This window comes from Azonexus sp. R2A61 (genome assembly GCF_021401135.1).
Taxonomy (GTDB): domain Bacteria; phylum Pseudomonadota; class Gammaproteobacteria; order Burkholderiales; family Rhodocyclaceae; genus Azonexus.
Genome location: NZ_JACBFO010000004.1, coordinates 378,434 through 397,046 on the forward strand (window position 1 = coordinate 378,434; position 18,613 = coordinate 397,046).

At 63.1% G+C, this 18,613-nt stretch carries 24 protein-coding genes; 12 read left to right on the top strand and 12 right to left on the bottom strand.

Annotation, left to right across the window (positions count from 1 at the left end; translation table 11 throughout):
• Positions 1-69: 69 nt before the first annotated feature.
• Both L0962_RS15120 and L0962_RS15125 read right to left on the bottom strand, forming a co-directional pair.
• Positions 70-1,533: a TRAP transporter large permease subunit gene (locus L0962_RS15120; protein ID WP_234087293.1), complete on the bottom strand. Its 1,464-nt coding sequence runs from the start codon at positions 1,531-1,533 to the stop codon at positions 70-72.
• Positions 1,533-2,123, bottom strand: coding sequence for a TRAP transporter small permease subunit (locus tag L0962_RS15125; protein WP_234087294.1), 591 nt, complete (start codon positions 2,121-2,123; stop codon positions 1,533-1,535). The genes L0962_RS15120 and L0962_RS15125 overlap by 1 nt, the downstream gene beginning before the upstream one ends.
• A 66-nt stretch (positions 2,124-2,189) precedes the next feature.
• On the opposite strand from L0962_RS15125, the gene L0962_RS15130 reads away from it, so the two are divergent.
• The 4 genes from L0962_RS15130 (at position 2,190) to ribD (ending at position 5,843) form a co-directional block, all read left to right on the top strand.
• On the top strand, positions 2,190-2,882 hold the full coding sequence (locus L0962_RS15130) for a histidine phosphatase family protein (RefSeq protein ID WP_367398034.1): 693 nt from the start codon (positions 2,190-2,192) through the stop codon (positions 2,880-2,882).
• Positions 2,883-2,925: 43 nt separating this feature from the next.
• Positions 2,926-4,176 (top strand): serine hydroxymethyltransferase, encoded by a 1,251-nt coding sequence (glyA, locus tag L0962_RS15135; protein ID WP_234087295.1) that lies wholly within the window; start codon positions 2,926-2,928, stop codon positions 4,174-4,176.
• A gap of 108 nt (positions 4,177-4,284) precedes the next feature.
• Positions 4,285-4,749 (top strand): transcriptional regulator NrdR, encoded by a 465-nt coding sequence (nrdR, locus tag L0962_RS15140; protein WP_234087296.1) that lies wholly within the window; start codon positions 4,285-4,287, stop codon positions 4,747-4,749.
• Positions 4,746-5,843, top strand: coding sequence for a bifunctional diaminohydroxyphosphoribosylaminopyrimidine deaminase/5-amino-6-(5-phosphoribosylamino)uracil reductase RibD (gene ribD, locus L0962_RS15145; protein ID WP_234087297.1), 1,098 nt, complete (start codon positions 4,746-4,748; stop codon positions 5,841-5,843). Before nrdR ends, ribD begins: the two co-directional genes overlap by 4 nt.
• On the opposite strand, the gene L0962_RS15150 is transcribed toward ribD, so the two are convergent.
• Genes L0962_RS15150 through L0962_RS15165 form a run of 4 tightly spaced genes read right to left on the bottom strand, consistent with a single transcriptional unit; the run spans position 5,740 to position 9,712 of the window.
• Entirely contained in the window at positions 5,740-6,585 is an 846-nt protein-coding gene (locus tag L0962_RS15150; RefSeq protein WP_234087357.1) for a molybdopterin-synthase adenylyltransferase MoeB, read from the bottom strand. The two genes, ribD and L0962_RS15150, sit on opposite strands and share 104 nt — an antisense overlap.
• Positions 6,582-6,986 carry a hypothetical protein gene (locus L0962_RS15155; protein WP_234087298.1) on the bottom strand — a complete coding sequence of 135 codons (405 nt, stop codon included), beginning with the start codon at positions 6,984-6,986 and terminating at the stop codon, positions 6,582-6,584. The genes L0962_RS15150 and L0962_RS15155 overlap by 4 nt, the downstream gene beginning before the upstream one ends.
• Positions 6,987-7,004: 18 nt before the next feature.
• Complete coding sequence (locus tag L0962_RS15160) at positions 7,005-8,393, bottom strand: S41 family peptidase (RefSeq protein ID WP_234087299.1); 1,389 nt, start codon at positions 8,391-8,393, stop codon at positions 7,005-7,007.
• On the bottom strand, positions 8,390-9,712 hold the full coding sequence (locus L0962_RS15165) for a murein hydrolase activator EnvC (RefSeq protein WP_234087300.1): 1,323 nt from the start codon (positions 9,710-9,712) through the stop codon (positions 8,390-8,392). Before L0962_RS15165 ends, L0962_RS15160 begins: the two co-directional genes overlap by 4 nt.
• Before the next feature lie 80 nt (positions 9,713-9,792).
• Here L0962_RS15165 and L0962_RS15170 point away from each other — a divergent pair, with 80 nt between their 5' ends.
• Genes L0962_RS15170 through L0962_RS15195 form a run of 6 tightly spaced genes read left to right on the top strand, consistent with a single transcriptional unit; the run spans position 9,793 to position 12,709 of the window.
• Positions 9,793-10,110, top strand: a complete 318-nt coding sequence (locus L0962_RS15170) for a helix-turn-helix transcriptional regulator (RefSeq protein WP_234087301.1) — start codon at positions 9,793-9,795, stop codon at positions 10,108-10,110.
• Positions 10,111-10,119: 9 nt separating this feature from the next.
• Entirely contained in the window at positions 10,120-10,536 is a 417-nt protein-coding gene (locus L0962_RS15175) for a rhodanese-like domain-containing protein (RefSeq protein ID WP_234087302.1), read from the top strand.
• Complete coding sequence (gene grxC / locus L0962_RS15180) at positions 10,533-10,799, top strand: glutaredoxin 3 (protein ID WP_234087303.1); 267 nt, start codon at positions 10,533-10,535, stop codon at positions 10,797-10,799. The genes L0962_RS15175 and grxC overlap by 4 nt, the downstream gene beginning before the upstream one ends.
• A gap of 25 nt (positions 10,800-10,824) precedes the next feature.
• The gene (secB, locus tag L0962_RS15185) at positions 10,825-11,283 is read left to right on the top strand and encodes a protein-export chaperone SecB (protein WP_234087304.1); all 459 of its coding nucleotides are present in this window, start codon (positions 10,825-10,827) and stop codon (positions 11,281-11,283) included.
• 5 nt (positions 11,284-11,288) lie between these two features.
• Positions 11,289-11,723, top strand: a complete 435-nt coding sequence (locus tag L0962_RS15190; protein WP_234087305.1) for an SH3 domain-containing protein — start codon at positions 11,289-11,291, stop codon at positions 11,721-11,723.
• On the top strand, positions 11,720-12,709 hold the full coding sequence (locus L0962_RS15195; protein ID WP_234087306.1) for an NAD(P)H-dependent glycerol-3-phosphate dehydrogenase: 990 nt from the start codon (positions 11,720-11,722) through the stop codon (positions 12,707-12,709). The genes L0962_RS15190 and L0962_RS15195 overlap by 4 nt, the downstream gene beginning before the upstream one ends.
• A gap of 8 nt (positions 12,710-12,717) precedes the next feature.
• Here the strand turns inward: L0962_RS15195 and L0962_RS15200 are convergent, their stop codons facing one another.
• Both L0962_RS15200 and L0962_RS15205 read right to left on the bottom strand, forming a co-directional pair.
• Complete coding sequence (locus L0962_RS15200; RefSeq protein ID WP_234087307.1) at positions 12,718-13,188, bottom strand: tRNA (cytidine(34)-2'-O)-methyltransferase; 471 nt, start codon at positions 13,186-13,188, stop codon at positions 12,718-12,720.
• A gap of 27 nt (positions 13,189-13,215) precedes the next feature.
• The gene (locus L0962_RS15205) at positions 13,216-13,929 is read right to left on the bottom strand and encodes a ComF family protein (RefSeq protein WP_234087308.1); all 714 of its coding nucleotides are present in this window, start codon (positions 13,927-13,929) and stop codon (positions 13,216-13,218) included.
• 73 nt (positions 13,930-14,002) lie between these two features.
• Here L0962_RS15205 and bioB point away from each other — a divergent pair, with 73 nt between their 5' ends.
• Positions 14,003-14,983, top strand: coding sequence for a biotin synthase BioB (bioB, locus tag L0962_RS15210; protein WP_234087309.1), 981 nt, complete (start codon positions 14,003-14,005; stop codon positions 14,981-14,983).
• Positions 14,980-15,867: a methyltransferase domain-containing protein gene (locus tag L0962_RS15215; RefSeq protein WP_234087310.1), complete on the top strand. Its 888-nt coding sequence runs from the start codon at positions 14,980-14,982 to the stop codon at positions 15,865-15,867. Before bioB ends, L0962_RS15215 begins: the two co-directional genes overlap by 4 nt.
• Before the next feature lie 3 nt (positions 15,868-15,870).
• On the opposite strand, the gene L0962_RS15220 is transcribed toward L0962_RS15215, so the two are convergent.
• The 4 genes from L0962_RS15220 to L0962_RS15235 form a co-directional block, all read right to left on the bottom strand.
• On the bottom strand, positions 15,871-16,536 hold the full coding sequence (locus L0962_RS15220) for a sulfite oxidase heme-binding subunit YedZ (RefSeq protein WP_234087311.1): 666 nt from the start codon (positions 16,534-16,536) through the stop codon (positions 15,871-15,873).
• The gene (locus tag L0962_RS15225; RefSeq protein WP_234087312.1) at positions 16,533-17,378 is read right to left on the bottom strand and encodes an HDOD domain-containing protein; all 846 of its coding nucleotides are present in this window, start codon (positions 17,376-17,378) and stop codon (positions 16,533-16,535) included. Before L0962_RS15225 ends, L0962_RS15220 begins: the two co-directional genes overlap by 4 nt.
• 3 nt (positions 17,379-17,381) lie before the next feature.
• Positions 17,382-17,813, bottom strand: coding sequence for a CBS domain-containing protein (locus tag L0962_RS15230; RefSeq protein WP_234087313.1), 432 nt, complete (start codon positions 17,811-17,813; stop codon positions 17,382-17,384).
• A gap of 117 nt (positions 17,814-17,930) precedes the next feature.
• Positions 17,931-18,566 (bottom strand): cytochrome c, encoded by a 636-nt coding sequence (locus L0962_RS15235; protein ID WP_234087314.1) that lies wholly within the window; start codon positions 18,564-18,566, stop codon positions 17,931-17,933.
• Positions 18,567-18,613 lie beyond the last annotated feature (47 nt).

Consider the following 18,613-nt stretch of genomic DNA (forward strand, 5'->3'; position numbering starts at 1 on the left):
GCGAGGAAGCGGCAAAAAAAGGGCGGGTTTTTCAACCCGCCCGGAAGTTGGCCTTGTCGACAGGCTGTTTCAGTGGTTTCCCTGCAGGCGTTTGAGCAGATCGTCGCCGTCGCCCGGTTTTTCCGCTCCATTGCCGCCGCCGGGATTGAGCAGCGAACCAAGGTCGCTGCCGTCGTGCACCATGTTCTCCTGCGCGGCGCGCTGGGCCGGATCGCCGTAGCTGACCATGTTCGGGAAGATGATGATCAGTGCCACCATGATGATCTGGATGCAGACGAAGGGAATGGCGCCCCAGTAGATGTCTGTCGTCTTGATCGACGGCGGTGCGACCGAGCGCAGGTAGAACAGCGCAAAGCCGAAGGGCGGATGCATGAACGAGGTCTGCATGTTGACCGCCAGCAGCACGCCGAACCAGATCAGGTCGATGCCCAGCTTGTCGGCGACCGGCGCCAGCAGCGGCACGATGATGAACGACAACTCAAAGAAGTCGAGGAAGAAGGCAAGCAGGAAGACCATGATATTCACCACGATCAGGAAGCCCGTTTCGCCACCGGGCAGCGAGGTCAGCAGGTGTTCGACCCACAGGTCGCCGTTGACCGCGCGGAAGACCAGGCCGAAGACGGTGGCACCGACCAGGATGAACATCACGAAGGCCGACAGCTTGCCGGTGGTTTCCATCGCCTGGCGCAGCAGCTTGAGCGACAGGCGTCGCCGCAGGGTAGCCATGATCAGCGCGCCGGCGGCCCCCATTGCACCGCCTTCGGTCGGCGTTGCAATGCCGAGGAAAATCGTGCCGAGAACCAGAAAGATCAACATCAGCGGCGGCACCATCGTGGTGACGACACGGGTTGCAAGCTTGAGGCCGCGAAGCGAGCGGGCTTCCGGTGGCAGGGCCGGGGCCGCTGTTGGTTTCAGAATGGTGATCAGGACGACATAACCGACATAAAGGGCCGTCAGGATCAGTGCCGGGACAATGGCCCCTTCGTACATGTCACCGACGGAGCGGCCAAGTTGATCGGCCATGATGATCAGTACCAGTGAGGGCGGGATGATCTGGGCCAGTGTTCCCGAAGCTGCGATGACACCGCAGGCGAGCCGTTTGTCGTAACCGTAACGCAGCATGATGGGCAGCGAGATGAGCCCCATCGAGATCACTGATGCCGCTACCACGCCGGTTGTCGCGGCCAGCAGGGCGCCGACAAAAATTACCGCCAGTGCAAGGCCGCCGCGCATCGGGCCGAACAGCTGTCCGATCGTGTCGAGCAGATCCTCGGCCATGCCCGATCGTTCAAGAATCAGGCCCATGAATGTGAAGAAGGGGATGGCCAGCAGCGTGTCGTTGGCCATGATGCCGAAGACACGTTCTGGCAGGGCCTGAAACAGGGCCGGTTGCAGCAGCCCGAGTTCGATGCCGATCAGGCCGAATAGGATGCCGTTGGCGGCCAGGGCAAACGCGACCGGGTAGCCGAACAGCAGAAATAGAACCATGGCACCGAACATCAGCGGCGCCATGTTGGCAATGACCCATTCCATTACGGCTTCTCCTTGGCGATGGCAGCAATTTCAGCAGCGAGTTCCTGCTCGGCCGAGTGCGTTTCAGCCTTGCTGTTGGGGTCGGCGATCCGGCCGGCAAGAAAGGCGATGCGCTTGATCAACTCGGAGACGCCCTGCAGCGCGAGCAGTGAAAAGCCGACGGGGAGCAGGAGCTTCACCGGCCAGCGAATGAGGCCGCCGGCATTGGCGGAATATTCGTTGATGCGCCAGGATTCGGCGACCAGTGGAATGGACAGTGACAGGATCACCAGGACGATGGGCAGCAGGAAGAACAGGGTGCCGATGATGTCGATGACCGCCTGTCCTTTGGGCGATAGCCGCCCGGAAAGCACATCGATGCGCACATGCTCGTTCTTTTGCAGCGTGTAGGCGGCGGCGAGCAGGAAGATGGCCGAAAACAGGTACCACTGGATTTCCAGCAGGCCGTTGGAGCTGTTGTCGAAGGCGAAGCGGTAGCTGGCGTTGCCGGCGCTGATCAGGGTCATGACCAGGACCAGCCAGAACGCCCCTTTGCCGATCCGCTCGTTGAGCCAGTCGATGGCCCGCGAGAGCTGAAGCAGAAGGGTCATGGATGTCCTCCTCGTTGGTGCGACGCCCGGCTTCTGGTGTGGCCGGGATTGTTGGAAAATACGTGCTTGGCAATTTACCGACGGGAAGTGATGTCGAACATGGTGGAAATCCCTACTAACGGCGCGATCACGCGCATTTGTCTGGTGCGTCACGGCGAGACGGAATGGAATGCCGAACGCCGGATTCAGGGACAGACCGACATCGCCCTCAATGCGACCGGTGTCCGGCAGGCGGAAGCGGCCGGGCGCTGGCTGCGGGGCGCCGGGCTGTCGGCACTCTATGCCAGCGATCTGCAGCGGGCCTGGGTGACGGCGCTGGCGATCGGTCGGGCGACCGGTCTCCAGCCGAGCGCGGCGCCGGAATTGCGCGAGCGCCGCTATGGCGTGTTCGAAGGCTTGACCTACGCTGAAGCCGAGGCGCGTTTTCCGGAGGGCTATGCCGCCTTCGAGGGGCGTAATGCCGATTACGATTTCGCCGGCGGCGAGAGCCTGAAGACAATGTTCGCCCGCGTCACCGGCAAATTGTGCGAGCTGGCCGAGCGGCATCGCGGGCAATCGCTGGCGGTGGTCGTGCATGGCGGCGTGCTCGATATCGTCAATCGTTTCGTGCGCGGCAACCCGCTCGAGACGCCACGCGATTTCCTGATTCCCAATGCCGGCCTGAACTGGATTTCCGCGGTCGACGGGCAGTGGACCCTGGAAAGCTGGGGCGAAACCGCACACCTGGCGGGCGGGGCGCTGGACGAACTGCCTTCGTGATAGAATTTCCGCCCTTTTCTTCAACGGCTTGAGGCATTCCCCCATGTTTTCCGCGAAAGACACCCTGGCAAAGGTTGACCCCGAACTCTGGCAGGCCGTTACGGCCGAGAATCTGCGCCAGGAAGAGCACATCGAACTGATCGCGTCCGAAAACTATGTCAGCAACGCAGTCATGGAAGCCCAGGGCTCGCAGTTGACCAACAAGTATGCCGAAGGCTATCCCGGCAAGCGTTACTACGGCGGTTGCGAGCACGTCGACGTCGTTGAACAGATCGCCATCGACCGCCTGAAGGCGCTGTTCGGCGCCGATGCCGCCAACGTTCAGCCGAACTCCGGCTCGCAGGCTAACCAGGCCGTGCTGATGGCCTTTGCCAAGCCGGGCGACACGATCATGGGCATGAGCCTGGCCGAAGGCGGCCACCTGACGCACGGCATGCCGCTGAACATGTCCGGCAAGTGGTTCAACGTCGTCGCCTACGGCCTCGACGCCAACGAAGCCATCGACTACGACAAGATGGAAGCGCTGGCCCGCGAGCACAAGCCGAAGATCATCGTCGCCGGTGCCTCGGCCTATTCGCTGCGCATCGACTTCGAGCGTTTCGCCAAGATCGCCAAGGAAGTCGGCGCCATTTTCTGGGTTGACATGGCGCACTACGCCGGCCTGATCGCCGCCGGTTTCTATCCGAACCCGGTGCCGCACGCCGACGTCGTCACCTCGACCACGCACAAGACGCTGCGCGGTCCGCGCGGCGGCATCATCCTGATGAAGGCTGAGCACGAGAAGGCGATCAATTCCGCCATCTTCCCGGGCCTGCAGGGCGGTCCGCTGGAGCACGTCATCGCCGCCAAGGCCGTTGCCTTCAAGGAAGCGGCCTCGCCGGAATTCAAGCGCTATCAGGAGCAAGTGGTGAACAACGCCCGCGTGATGGCCAGGGTGCTGGGCGAAGAGCGCGGTCTGCGCATCGTCTCCGGCCGTACCGAAAGCCACGTTTTCCTGGTCGACCTGCGGGCCAAGAACCTGACCGGCAAGGAAGCCGAAGCCGCGCTGGGTCGTGCGCACATCACGGTCAACAAGAACGGCATCCCGAACGATCCGCAGAAGCCCTTCGTCACTTCCGGCATCCGCATCGGTTCGCCGGCGATGACGACGCGCGGTTTCACCGAGATCGAAGCCGAACAGATCGCCCACCTGATCGCCGACGTGCTCGACGCGCCGAACGACGAGGCGGTCGCCGCCACGGTGCGCGAGAAGGTTTCGGCGCTGTGCAAGCGCTTCCCGGTCTACGGTGCATAACGCGTCGCCGAACCGTTTCCCGGCACGCCCCCAGGCTTTCTCCGTTCGGGGGGCGCCGGGGGCGTTGTTGCATCTGGCCCGGTGGCCGATGTCCCTGCGGAGATCGACATGAAATGTCCGTTTTGCGGTGCCGAAGACACGGCGGTCGCCGATACCCGGTTGAATGACGAAGGTGATGTCGTCCGTCGTCGCCGCAAGTGCAATGCTTGCGACAAACGATTCACGACCTACGAGCGGGCCGAAATCCAGCTGCCGCAGGTGGTCAAGAAAAACGGTCTGCGCACCGAGTTCAGCCGCGAGAAGCTGCGCGCCAGCCTCGAACTGGCGCTGCGCAAACGGCCGGTATCGATCGAATCGGTCGATGCGGCCGTCGCCGATATCGAGGAGCGTCTGCTGTCGTCCGGCGAGCGCGAGATCGGCACGCAGCAACTCGGCGAACTGGTGATGCACGAGTTGCGGCGCCTGGACAAGGTGGCCTACATCCGCTTCGCGTCGGTCTATCGGAACTTCGAAGACGTCGACGCCTTCTCCCGGGCGATCAAGGAAGTCTCGCCGGCTTCCCGCAAAAAATGAGTTTTTCCGCCGTCGACCACGGCATGATGGCGCGCGCGCTGCAGCTGGCCGAGCGCGGGTTGTGGACGACCTCGCCGAACCCGCGCGTCGGTTGCGTGCTGGTGCGTGACGGCCTGGTCGTTGGCGAGGGCTGGCACGAAAAGGCCGGCGAGCCGCATGCCGAAGTCCACGCCTTGCGTGCCGCCGGCGACCGGGCGCGCGGCGCGACCGCCTATGTGACGCTCGAGCCGTGCAGCCACCACGGGCGTACGCCGCCCTGCGCCGAGGCCTTGATCGCCGCCGGCGTGACGCGCGTCGTCGCGGCGATGGAAGATCCCAATCCTCTGGTGGCCGGACGCGGTCTGGCGCTGCTGCGCGCCGCCGGTATCGATACGGCGAACGGTCTGCTCGAAGGCGAGGCGCGCGAGCTGAACATCGGTTTCGTGTCGCGGATGACCCGCGGTCGACCGTGGCTGCGCCTGAAAACCGCCGCCAGCCTGGATGGCAAGACCGCGTTGAACAATGGCCTCAGCCAGTGGATCACCGGTCCGGATGCCCGACGTGATGGTCATCGCTGGCGGGCGCGTGCCTGTGCGATCCTGACCGGGGTCGGTACGGTGCGCGACGACGATCCGCGCCTGACCGTGCGTGACGTCGAAACCTCGCGTCAGCCGCTGCGGGTGATCGTCGACAGCCGTCTGGAGACGCCGGTTTCCGCCAGGATACTGAGCGGCGGAAGCGTGCTGATCGCGGCTGCGGTCGACGATGCAGCAACGGCAAAAAAGGCCGCCGTGCTGCGGTCGACCGGCGCCGAAGTGGTTTTTCTGCCGAATGCCGCAGGCAAGGTTGAATTGCCGGACTTGCTGACCGAACTGGCGCGACGCGGCATCAATGAAGTGCATGCCGAAGCCGGGTTCAAACTCAACGGCTCGTTGCTGCGCGAAGGCCTGGTCGACGAATTCCTGATCTACCTGGCGCCGTGCCTGATCGGCCATGAGGCCGCCGGGATGTTCAATTTGCCGGCGCTGTCCGAGTTGTCCGGCAAACAGGCGCTGCGTCTGCGGGATGTGCGGCAGGTCGGCGCAGATATTCGCCTGATCGCACGGCCGAGTTAGGGCCGCACACGGCACAGGCCGGGTCGCGCCGGAAGCGGACGTTGCGCCAGGTCATGCTCAGCGCGTCGAGCATCAACAGGCGGCCGGACAGCGATTCGCCGATGCCGGCCAGCAGCTTCAGAGCCTCGGCTGCCTGCGAGCTGCCGACGATGCCGGTCAGCGGGGCAAAAACGCCCATCACCGCGCAGCGGGTTTCTTCGACATCCTCGGCTTCCGGAAACAGGCAGTGATAGCAGGGGGCGTCGTCGTGCGCCAGGTCGTAGACGCTGATCTGTCCGTCGAAGCGGATCGCCGCGCCGGAAACCAGCGGCTTGCGGTGATGGACGCAGGCGCGGTTGATCGCATGGCGGGTGGCGAAATTGTCGGTGCAGTCGAGCACCACGTCGGCGCTGGCGACCAGCGTATCGAGCTCGTCGCCGGCCAGCCTTTTTTGTAGTGGAACGACGTCGACCGCAGGATTGATCGCGGCCAGCGCCTGGCGCCCGGATTCGGCCTTGGCCATGCCGACGCGCGCTTCGGTGTGCAGGATCTGGCGCTGCAGGTTGGTCAGGTCCACCGTGTCGTCATCGACCAGCGTCAGCCGGCCGACGCCGGCTGTGGCCAGATAGAGCGCCGCCGGCGAGCCGAGACCGCCGGCGCCGACGACCAGCGCGTGGGCGTCGAGTATCTTCTGCTGGCCTTCGATGCCCAGCGCGTCAAGGAGGATGTGGCGGCTGTAGCGGAGAAGCTGCTCGTCGGTCACTTGTACTCGCGCCATTCCGGCGGCGTGTCGTCATGATCGCCGTGCGGGCGCTGTTCCCAGGCCTGCACGTAGGCTTCGTGCGCCGAGCGCTTGAGACGCTTTTCCGGGGCGTCGAGATTGTGCAACTGGGTTTCCTCGACGTAATGGATCAGCGCGCGGGTGAGTTTGCTCATCAGCGTGTTGTCGAGGTGATAGCCCTTGTCGACCAGATGGTCTTCGAGCTCGGCCAGGGTGTGTTGCTGCAGGTCGTAGGCGACGCCGACGGTGCGCTTTTCGCTGTGCGGATCGACGTCGACCGCATCAACGCGCCGCAGGTCGTCGGCCGCTTCCGGGACCTGCCCGGGCGGGAATTTGGAGAAGAGGATCTCGCGGTTCTTCCTGAGGTCTGCGTTGCCCATCATCCCTCCCAGCGCGTGGTTTTACTTCGTCTTATTCTGCATGATCTGCAAACCCTTGAGAAGGTTCAGGGCCTGCTGGAACTGGTGGTCGTCGCTACTGGCGTATTCCAGGCGCTGCGGCATTTCGTCGTCTTCGTCCTTGGCCTTGCCTTGCGCCTTGTTCTGCGACTTGGCGGCGTCGGGCTTGTTGGCTTCCTTGTCGCGGTCGTTTTCCAGATGGCGGTCGAGGTCGGCTTCGCGCAGGCGGATCGCGCTGCTGGTCTTGCCGCCTTCCTCGACGACGATGTCCGGCGTGATGCCCTTGGCCTGGATCGAGCGGCCGTCCGGCGTGTAGTAGCGGGCTGTGGTCAGCTTGATTGCGGTGTTGCCGGGCAGCGGCAGGATCGATTGCACCGAGCCCTTGCCGAAGGTCTGCGTGCCCAGGATCACCGCACGCTTATGGTCCTGCAGCGCGCCGGCGACGATTTCCGAGGCCGAAGCCGAACCGCCATTGACCAGCACGACGATCGGCACTTTCTTGACCGCGGCCGGCAGCGTGCGCAGCGGATCTTCCTTGCTGCCGCGCAGGTAATCGCGCGAGCGGGCCAGGTAATCCTGCTTGGCATCCTCGGTGCGGCCGTCGGTCGACACGACCTTGACGTCCGGCGGCAGGAAGGCTGCCGAGACGCCAATGGCGCCGTTGAGCAGACCGCCCGGGTCATTGCGCAGGTCGAGCACGAGGCCCTTCAGGTCGCCGTCCTTGTACAGTTTGCCAAGGTGACGGGCGAGATCGCCGATGGTGTTTTCCTGGAACTGGGTGATGCGGATCCAGCCGTAGCCGGGTTCGGTCAGCTTGGACTTGACGCTTTGCACCTTGATGACTTCGCGGATCAGCGTGATTTCCAGCGGCTTGACTTCGCCCTTGCGGAGGATGGTCAGTTTGATCGGGGTCTTCGGTTTGCCGCGCATCTTCTTGACGGCGTCCGACAGCGTCAGTCCCTTGACCGGTGTTTCGTCGAGCTTGAAGATCAGGTCGCCGGCCTTGACGCCGGCGCGGAAGGCGGGGGTGTCCTCTATCGGCGAGACCACCTTGACCAGGCCGTCTTCCATGCCGACCTCGATGCCCAGGCCGCCGAATTCACCTTGCGTGCCGACCTGCAGATCCTTGAAGGCGTCGGCGTCGAGGTAGGTGGAGTGCGGGTCCAGGTTGGACAGCATGCCGGAGATCGCATTGGCGATCATTTTCTTGTCTTCGACCGGTTCGACGTAACCCTGCTTGATCGCCCCGTAGACCTCGGCGAAGGTGCGCAGGTCCTCGATCGGCAGACCGGGTTTGACATCCTTTTCGGCAAAGGCCGGCAAGTTGAGGGTGATCAGGGCACCGGCGACGAAACCGCCGATGGTCAGGCTGATGGATTTGGCTTTGCTCATTTCAAACTGGCCCAGGACAAGGGGTCGATCGGTTGGCCTTGATGGCGGATTTCAAAGTATAGCCCGGATTCCGGATTGCCTCCGGTATTGCCCGTGGTGGCGATTGTTTCGCCGCCGCTGACGCTCTGGCCGACCTGCTTGAGCAGCGAGTCGTTGTTGCCGTAGATCGACAGGTAGGCGTCGCCGTGATCGACGATCAGCAGGTTGCCGAAACCGCGCATCCACTCGGCAAAAACCACCCGGCCGTTGGCCACCGCCTTGACCGGCGCGCCGCTTTCGCTGCGGATGAACAGCCCGCGCCAGGTGCCGCCGCCTTCGCGCGGCTTGCCGAAGCGGCCGGTTACCGTGCCGCGGACAGGCAGGCGCAAGCTGCCCTTCTGTTTGGCAAAACGACCGTCGTTGGGCATCGGCTCGTAGGTGTTTTCCGGTCCGCCGGGCGTGGGCTTGCTGCTGGCCACCGGGGGCGCGGCCGGGGCCGGTTTGCCGGTTTCCTGAGCGCGTCTGGCCTGCTCCGCCGCTTGCCGGCGCTTGCCGGCTTCGGCTGCACGTGCCGCAGCGGCCTGCTGGGCGAGGATTTTCGACAGCCGGTCGATCAGTTGCGTCAGGCGTTTTTCGTCACGTTGCAGGGCGCCGATTTCCTTGCGCTGCGCCTGTACCTTGCTGGAAATCTGCGCGTAGAGCGATTTGCGTTCGGCGCGCTGTTTTTCCAGTTCGGCCTGGCGTTTCTTCTGTTCGGCCTCGACCTCGGCCAGTTCGCTGGTGCGGTCCCGGACGTCGGCCGCCAGGCGTTTCTTCTGAGCGATGGTGCTGCTGATTTCCGCCATCAGGTCGGCGCGGCTGTGGGCAATGGCCGACAGGTAATGCAGGTCGCGCGCCGTCTGGTTCGGATCGTCGCCGTTGAGCAGCATCTGCAGGGCGTCGGGTTTGCCGCGCAGGTACTGGCGGTGCAGCAGTTGTTCCAGCTGTTGCTGTTGCTGACCAAGTGTGCCGCCGAGCTCCCTGGACTGGTTTTCCAGGTTTTCCAGTTGTTTTTGCAGTTGACCGCGCTGATTCGAGAGTTCGAGCAGTTCGCGTTGCAGGCGGGAAATCTGCCGTTCCGATTCGCGCAGCCGGTCGGCGGCGTCGGCCCGGTCACCTTCGCTGGTCGACAGTTCCTTGCGCAGGTTGTCGATCCGGCCGCGCAACTCGCCCAGGTCGGCCTTTTTTTCGGCAATCTCGGGGGATGCGTTGCGTTGTGCGGCAACCGGCTGGGAGAGCAGGAACGCGAGCCCGGCGAGGGCGATCTGGCGCAGTATGCTGCGTGTTCCTTGAGCGGACATCGTTCTGCTTGGCGGGCGGGGTTCTGAGAAATCGAGCGCGTATTCTATAATCAACCGTTCAATCAAACCGGGGTTTCATCTTGGAAGTTGCTTCCTTCAACCTGATCGAGAAACAGGAGCACATCGAAACGGCCGCGCGCGCGCTCAAATCGATCGCGCATCCATTGCGCCTGAAGATACTCTGCGTGCTCGGCGATCAGGAGGCTTGTGTGCAGGACATCGTCGATGCTGTCGGAACCTCGCAGAGCAATATTTCCCAGCATCTGGCGATTCTTCGGGAAAAGGGCGTCCTGGTGACGCGTAAGGATGCCAACCGGGTGTTTTACCGGGTTGGCGATCAGCGCACGCTGCAACTGGTCGGTATGATGCGCGAGGTTTTTTGCGGGAGTGAGGCTTAGGTTATGCCGATGGAGTTCATCAATCAAAACATTCTGCTCATCGGCATCGTTGTCGTCAGCGGACTCGGGCTGCTCTGGCCGCTGCTGTTCCGGCCGGTCGGCAAGGCCGTCAATCCAGGGGAGGCGACGCTGCTGATCAACCGTGAAGAAGCGGCGGTGCTCGACGTGCGCGAGCCGGCCGAGTTTGCGGCCGGGCATATACCGGAGGCGCTCAATATTCCGGTGGCGAAGCTGGACGAGCGCCTGGGCGAACTCGAGAAGTACCGGGAAAAGCCGTTGATCGTCTGTTGCGCCGCCGGCATGCGTTCGAACAAGGCATGTGCGGAGCTCAAGAAGCAGGGCTTCGCCCATCTCAACAATCTCAGCGGCGGTGTCGATGCCTGGGTGGCTGCGGGGTATCCGCTGAAGAAGGCGGGGCGTAAATGAGCCGGCCGGTGCTGATGTACACGACGGCAGTTTGCCCTTACTGCACTCGCGCCAAGCAATTGCTGGCCGCGCGAGGCGTCACGCAGATCGAGGAAGTCCGGGTCGATCTCGATCCGGACCGGCGCGATGAAATGATGCAGAAAACACAGCGGCGTACCGTGCCGCAAATCTTCATCGGCGACACGCATGTCGGCGGCTGCGACGATCTGGTCGCCCTCGACAAGGCAGGCGGTTTGTTGCCCCTGCTGGCCGGTGAGGCCTGAACCTTTTTTTCTCAGAAAGTGATCCATGGAACAGAACGAACAACAACCGGTTTTCGGCATCGAAAAACTCTACGTCAAGGACCTCTCCGTCGAGGTGCCGAATGCGCCGGAAATCTTTCTCGAACAGGAAGCGCCGCAGGTCTCCATCCAGTTGAATACCACCGGCCGCGGCGTCGGCGAAAATGTCTATGAAGTGGTGTTGACCGTGACCGTCACGGCCAATATCGGCGACAAGACCGTGTTCCTGGTCGAAGTCGGTCAGGCAGGCATCTTCCGCGTACAGAACGTGCCGCAGGAACAGATGGAGCCGCTGATGGCGATCGCCTGCCCGAACGTGCTCTTCCCCTATGCCCGCGAAGCGGTGTCCGACGCGGTCGTGCGTGCCGGCTTCCAGCCGATCGTCCTGCAGCCGGTCAATTTCGAAGGCATGTACATGCAGCGCCTGCAGGAACAGCAGGGCGCACCTGACACGCCGCTGCAGTAATCATCATGCGCTGCCTGTTCGCCGTTCTCGCCCTTCTCGTTTCGTTGCCGTCGCTGGCGGCGGACTACCGGTCGGTCGGCGTGCCGGCAGCCATCCTGTATGACGCACCGTCCGACAAGGCTCGAAAGCTGTATCTGATCAAGACTGCCACGCCGGTCGAGGTCGTCGTCAAACTTGAAGGCTGGCTGAAGGTCCGCGACGCTGAAGGCAGTCTGGCCTGGATTGCCAGTAGTCAGCTGGTCGATCGCCGTACGCTGATCGTCACGGCCGCCCATGCCGAACTGCGGGCGGCCGATAACGACAACGCACCGGTCAGCCGGCAGGTCGAGAAGTGGGTGGTGCTCGATTATGCCGGTCCGGCGGCGCCCGGCTGGGTTCGGGTCAGCCATCCCGAGGGCGGTAGCGGGTTCGTTCGCGCCAATCAGGTCTGGGGTCTATGAGAATTGCCATGTTGGGCGCCGGTGCCTGGGGCACGGCGCTGTCCATCGCTTTTGCCGATCGCCATGCGGTGAGCTTGTGGTCCCGCGAGGCGGATGTTGCGGTCGACCTGCGTGAAACCCGCGAAAACCGCCGCTTTTTTCCGGGCTATCGTCTGCCCGAATCGGTACGGATTGAAACCGTTTTCGCCGCTGCGCTGACCGATGTCGACCTGGTGATCGTGGCGACGCCGATGGCCGGTCTGCGACCGAGCGTCGAAAATCTTGTCGCCGCCGGCTGTCGGGCGCCGATCCTGTGGGTCTGCAAGGGATTCGAGGCCGGTAGCGGCAAACTGGCGCATCAGGTGGTGGCCGATATCGTTCCCGCCGGGCAGATTTACGGAGCGCTGTCCGGCCCGAGCTTTGCCGAGGAGGTGGCGGCCGGCCATCCGACCGCCGTCAGTCTGGCCGCCAGCGACGGGGCTTTTGCCCGTCGCGTGGCACGCGAACTGCACGGCGGTAATCTGCGCATCTACGCCAACGACGATCTGGTCGGCGTCGAGGTCGGCGGGGCGGTCAAGAATGTGCTGGCCATTGCAACCGGCGTCTGCGACGGCCTGGGCCTTGGCCTGAATACGCGGGCGGCGTTGATCACCCGCGGCCTGGCCGAGATCGCCCGCCTCGGCGTGGCGCTTGGCGGGCAGCGCGAAACCTTCATGGGCCTGGCCGGCATGGGCGACCTGATCCTCACCTGTACCGGCGATCTGTCGCGGAACCGGCGGGTCGGTCTGGGGCTGGCGCAGGACAAGGCGCTGGCACAGATTCTCGACGAACTCGGGCATGTTGCCGAAGGGGTATTTACTGCCCGCGAAACGGTTCGTCTGGCCGAGCGTCTCGGGATCGAGATGCCGATCAGTCAGGCGGTGGCGGCAATGCTCGATGATGGCCTGAGCGCCCGCGACGCGGTGGCTCGCCTGATGGCCCGGGATCCCAGGGAAGAGCTGGAGTAGGCGCGCGCTCAGATCGCCTGCGCACCGCCGAAGCCGTTCTGACGCCAGGCTTCGAATACCGTTACCGCGGCGGCGTTGGAGAGGTTCAGGCTGCGCTGGCCGGGCAGCATCGGCAGACGTAGACGTTGTCCAGCCGGGAATTCCTGCAGCAGCGGGTCGGGCAGGCCGGCCGTTTCGCAACCGAAGACGAAGACATCGCCGGGCAACAGCGGCGTGGCGTACAGATTGCCGCTGCCTTTGGTCGTCATCGCGAACATTCGTCGCCCGGCCAGTGCGGCCCGGCAGGCCGACCAGTCGGCATGACGAATCAGTGTCGCATATTCGTGGTAATCCAGGCCGGCGCGCCGTAGATGCCGGTCGTCCAGCGAAAACCCCAGGGGCTCGACCAGATGCAGTTCGGCACCGGTATTGGCGCACATCCGGATGATGTTTCCGGTATTGGGTGGAATTTCCGGTTGGTGCAGGACGACGGCGAACACGATGGATTTCCGGCAAAAGCGCGGATTCTAGCCTTTCAAGGCCCGGGCGACGATGCCGATGTGTACCTCGATGGCCCCGTGCAGGCGCAATACCCGGGCGCATTCGTCGGCGGTGGCGCCGCTGGTCAGCACGTCGTCGACCAGCAGGACGCGCAGGCCGTCGAGGCTAGCCGCGCATGCGAAGGCGCCGCGGACATTGGCTGCCCGGGCGTTGAGCGGCAGATCTGCCTGATGGGCGGTGGGCCGGCATCGACGCAGACTGTTGAGGTCGACCGGGCATTGCAGGCGTTTTCCCAGATGTGTCGCCATTTCCCCCGCCTGGTTGAAGCCTCGTTCGCGCAGGCGCGACGGATGCAGCGGCATCGGCAGGATGCGGTCGACCGTCGGCAGTCCGTCAATTTCCGCCAGACGCGTTGCGAACCAGGGCGCGAGCGCCAGTCGCTGCCCGTATTTGAAGGCCTGAATCAGGCGATCGATCGGGAAATCGTAACGAAATGCCGCGTGGCAACTGGCGAAGTGCGGCGGCCGCTGCAGGCAGGTGCCGCACCGCTCGCCGTGGGTGGTCGGTTGCGCGCACTGCGGGCAGCGCTGTTCCGGCAATGCCGGCAGGTCATGGCAGCAGGCCTGACAGATCAGTAATTCATGGTCGGCACCGCATAACAGGCAGCTGTTCGGCAAATAGCGCCCGCTCAGCCGGGCGAAGCGACGCCTGCTCAGGATGGGATGGGGTAAAATTGACATCGACTCGCAGGCCTTCGATAATTCATAATTACGCTGTTGTCTGCCATAACCCTTTATTTCGCAAGGTTTTTCGATGCAAGCTCGTCCTCTCGCTGCTGTTTCCGACCTGTCCGTCGCCCCGGTCCGTTCCTGGACCCTGAACGAGGTGCTGGCGCTTTATGACTTGCCCTTGATGGATTTGATCTTCCGGGCACAGCAGGTTCATCGCGAGCATTTCGATGCCAATGCCATTCAACGCTCGACGCTGCTTTCCGTCAAGACCGGCGGTTGTTCCGAGGATTGTTCCTACTGTTCGCAGTCGGCACGCTACGAAACCGACCTCGAGCGCGAGCGTCTGATGCCGCTGGATGAAGTGGTCGCGGCGGCCAAGGTGGCCAGGGAAAAAGGCGCTTCGCGCTTCTGCATGGGTGCCGCGTGGCGCAGCCCCAAGGACAACGATCTCGATAAGGTGCTGGCGATGGTGCGCGAGGTCAAGGCGCTGGGCATGCAGACCTGCGTCACGCTGGGCATGCTGAAGGAAGGGCAGGCCGAACAGCTGAAGGAAGCCGGTCTTGATTACTACAACCACAATCTGGATACCGACAAGGAATTCTACGGCCAGGTGATCAAGACGCACACCCACGACGACCGGCTGGATACGCTGGATCAGGTGCGCGATGCCGGCATCAACGTTTGTTCCGGCGGCATCATCGGCATGGGCGAATCGCGCAAGAACCGCGCCGCGCTGATCGTTCAGCTGGCCAATCTGCCGACGCCGCCCGAATCGGTGCCGATCAACAACCTGGTGCCGATCCCCGGTACGCCGCTGGCCGATCAGCCGCGTCTCGATCCCTTTGAGTTCGTCCGCACGATCGCTGCCGCCCGCATCACCATGCCGTCTTCCTGGGTCCGCCTGTCGGCCGGACGTCAGGAAATGTCCGATGAAATGCAGGCGCTCTGTTTCCTGGCCGGGGCCAATTCGATGTTCTACGGCGACGAATTGCTGACCACCGGCAATCCGGCGGCCGAGCGTGACGATGCGCTGTTCGCCCGGTTGGGTCTGAAAGCGGTTTGAGCGCCGAAAATCCGCTATCCGGCTTTGTTGACCGCAGCACGGTCGTGCGGAGCTTCGATCGCGTCGCAAAAACGTATCCGGAGGCCGATTTCTTTGCCCGCGAGGTGGATCGGCGGATGCTGGAACGGCTCGATTACGTCCGAATCTCGCCACCGCGCATCGTCGATCTCGGTTGCAGTCGCGGCGCCAGTGTCGAGCATCTGCTGAAGCGCTATCCCGGGGCGGATGTCGTCGGCATCGATCTCTCATCGGCGATGCTTGCCGCCGGTCGCGCGGCCGGTCCGGCCTGGCGGCGCTGGCTGGGGCTGGAAAAGTCCGCACTGTTGCCCGTGGCTGCGGACGCCGCCCTTTTACCCCTGCGTTCGCGGTCGGCCGCGCTGGTCTGGTCCAATCTGCTGCTGCACTGGCTGGACAATCCGCTGCCGGCGCTGGCCGAGGCTCATCGTGTGCTGGAAGTCGGCGGTCTGTTGATGTTTTCGACGTTGGGGCCGGATACCCTCAAGGAATTGCGGTCGGCTTTTGCGGATGGCTATGCGCATACGCAGCGTTTTACCGACATGCACGATCTGGGCGACATGCTGGTCGAGGCCGGTTATGCCGACCCGGTGATGGACATGGAAGTCGTCACGCTGACTTACGACAGCCTGGATCAATTGTTCGGCGAATTGCGTGCCGCTGGCTCGACCTGCGCGATGAAGGCGCGGCGCCACGGACTGACCGGAAGCGGTCGGCTGACGGCGGTGCGTCGGGCTTACGAAGCGATGCGGCAGGATGGCCGCCTGCCGGCGACATTCGAAGTCATCTACGGTCATGCCTGGAAAGCCGAAGCAAAGGCGATCGGCGATGGGCGTGCCGTCATCCGCTTCGACCGCAAGCCGCGTTGAGCTTCAGTCGGGGCGCTTGTTATAGAAACGTAGCGGCGTTGGTTTTTCGTTGACCGGCACGGCGATTGCGCGACGCTTGCGCTCGCGGGCGCGCCAGCCAAGCAGGCCGGCGACAATCAGTGCGCTGACGAGCGCTCCGGGCAGTTCATCCGGCTTGCTCGACCACAGGTAGTGCACGCAGCCAAGTATCGCGATCGGATAGATACTGCGATGAAGTTCCTGCCAGCGTTTTCCACCGAGTCGACGAACCGCCCGTTTGCTGGATGTGGCGGCCAGTGGAATCAGTAGCAGGAACGCGGCAATGCCGACTGCGATGAAAGGATGCCGGGAAATATCCCGGGCCATGGCGTCGACCGCAAACCCCTGCGCTAACCAGAGATAGGCCAGCGCATGCAGGCTGCCATAGAAGAAGGTGATCAGGCCGGAAATACGGCGAAGCCGGGTCAGCCAGTGCCACTGAGTCCAACTGCGCAAGGGGGTGATGCTCAGGGTCAGGATCAGGAAATTGAGTGTCCAGCTGCCCGTGAAGGCCTGTACCGCGGTGATCGGTTCTTCTCCCAATGCGTCGTTCGCCGTCAGCCGGATGAACCAGGCGAGCGGGAGCAACGCCAGCAGGACGTAACTCGTCTGGATGAGCCGTAGCGGCGGTGTCTGTGGCGTGCGGTTCATAGACTGAGCGCGCTGCGCAGATCGGCGATGTCGTCTTCTGCCTCAGCGATCAGGTCGACGTAACGGGCACGATCCGCTTCGCGCATTTCCTGTTCATCGGGCGGAATGGCCATCGGTAACCATTCCTGATCGCTGCCGGCCAACAGGTTCGCAAAGTACAGCACATCGCGTACCGTGCAGGGGTTTTCGACGTTGAGCAGATGGTCGTGATCGCGTACCGCTTCGGTAATGCGTTCCGGGACACCCAGAACGTGCAACAAGCTTTCGCCGATACCTTCGTGCCAGCCGGCCAGCAGTTCGTGCATCGCCGGTGGATTGTCGCGGTAAGCGGGATATTCGGTGGCCCGGTAGAGCAAGTAAAAAATACCGATATCGTGCACCAGGCCGGCGAGCATCGCTTCGTCAGGGTTGATCCGGCCAAGCCGCCGCGCCAGCACGCGGGCAATTGCCGCGACCTGTACCGAGTGCGACCAGGCGCGATGCGCCAGTTCGTCGTAGCTGGCAAGGTTCCGGGACTTGAGCATCTGGTCCATTGCCACGGCCAGCGAAATCGTGCGCACGGCATCGAAACCGATGCGCCCGATGGCCGCCGACAAATCCGTGATCGCCTTGCCGCCCGGGTTGTAACTCACCGAATTGGCCAGGCGCAATAATTTGCTGGAGATCAGCGGTTCGACGCCGACCACCTGGACGACGCGATCAAGGTTGGCAAACGGATCCTTCAGCGTATTGCGGACGAGCAGGGCAGCATCCAGGCAGGTCGGGAAATTGACGTCGCCGGAAAGTTCATGGGCGATATCTTCAAGAATGCGGAAATGGATGGACTGGCTGTCTGAATTCATGGATCAACTGGAAATGTAGCGCTCCAGTTCAGCAATCAGGAATTGCTGGGCGCTGATGGTTTCCTTGACCAGGTCACCGATCGAAACGATACCGGCCACGCTGCCGTCGTCTTCCAGAACGGGCAGATGGCGGAAATGTTTTTCGGTCATCAGCGCCATGCATTGCTCAAGCGGCGTGTCGGGGGAAACATAGGCGACGCGGTCGCTCATGATGGCGCGGACCGGCGTCTCCTTGGAAGATTTTCCCTGCAGGATGACCTTGCGTGCGTAGTCGCGTTCGGAAAAAATGCCGACCAGACGTTCGCCATCAAGGACCAGCAGGGCTCCGACATTATGTCTGGCCATCAGGTCCAGTGCATGGAAGACCGTGTCGTCTGGCGCAACGACGGCCAGCGGATACTGTTTCTCGGCAAGCAGTTGCTTGAGTGTCTTCATGGTCGTCTCCAAGCTTGTCATTATGGTGTGCCGAGTCTATCCCCGGGACAATGTCCTAACAAGTCGCCAAAAGAAAAAGGCAGCCGCTGGCTGCCTTTTCGTCCGGTGCGGAGCGGCTTAGCGCAGACCGGCAGCGTAATCGGAGACCGCCTTGATTTCGGCGTCTGACAACTTGCCTGCGATCGTCCGCATCATGCCTTCGGGATCGTTGGCGCGTTCGCCGGCACGGAAGGCTTTCAGCTGGGCTTCGGTGTACTCGGCAAACTGGCCGGACAGCCGCGGATACTGGGCCGGCAGACCGGCGCCCGTCGGGCCGTGGCAACCGGCGCAGGCCGGAACGCCCTTGCGGAAATCGCCCTGGCGCCACAGCTTCTTGCCGAGCTCGATGGTCTTTTCGTTCTTGGCCGATTCCGGGGTCAGTTTCTGGCTGGCAAACCATGCGGCGACGTTCTTCATGTCTTCGTCGGACAGGGCTGCGACCATACCGGCCATGATGGCGTTGTCACGCGCGGCCGGTTTGCCTTCGCTGGCCTTGAAGTTGGTCAGCTGCTTGTAGATGTAGTGCTGAACTTGGCCGGCCAGTTTGGGATTGGCGGAGACCATGCTGTTGCCATCGGCGCCGTGGCAGGCGACACAGATGGTTTCGGCGACAAGCTTGCCCTTGGCAGGATCGGCTTTGGCCGGGGCTTCTTCGGAAGCGTGGGTAACGAAACTGGTAGCGAACAGAATCGCCATTGCCGCGGTACGGATCATTTTTTCGAACTCCTAGTGCGCGTTGACGGGCGCTTTGGCCGGAACGG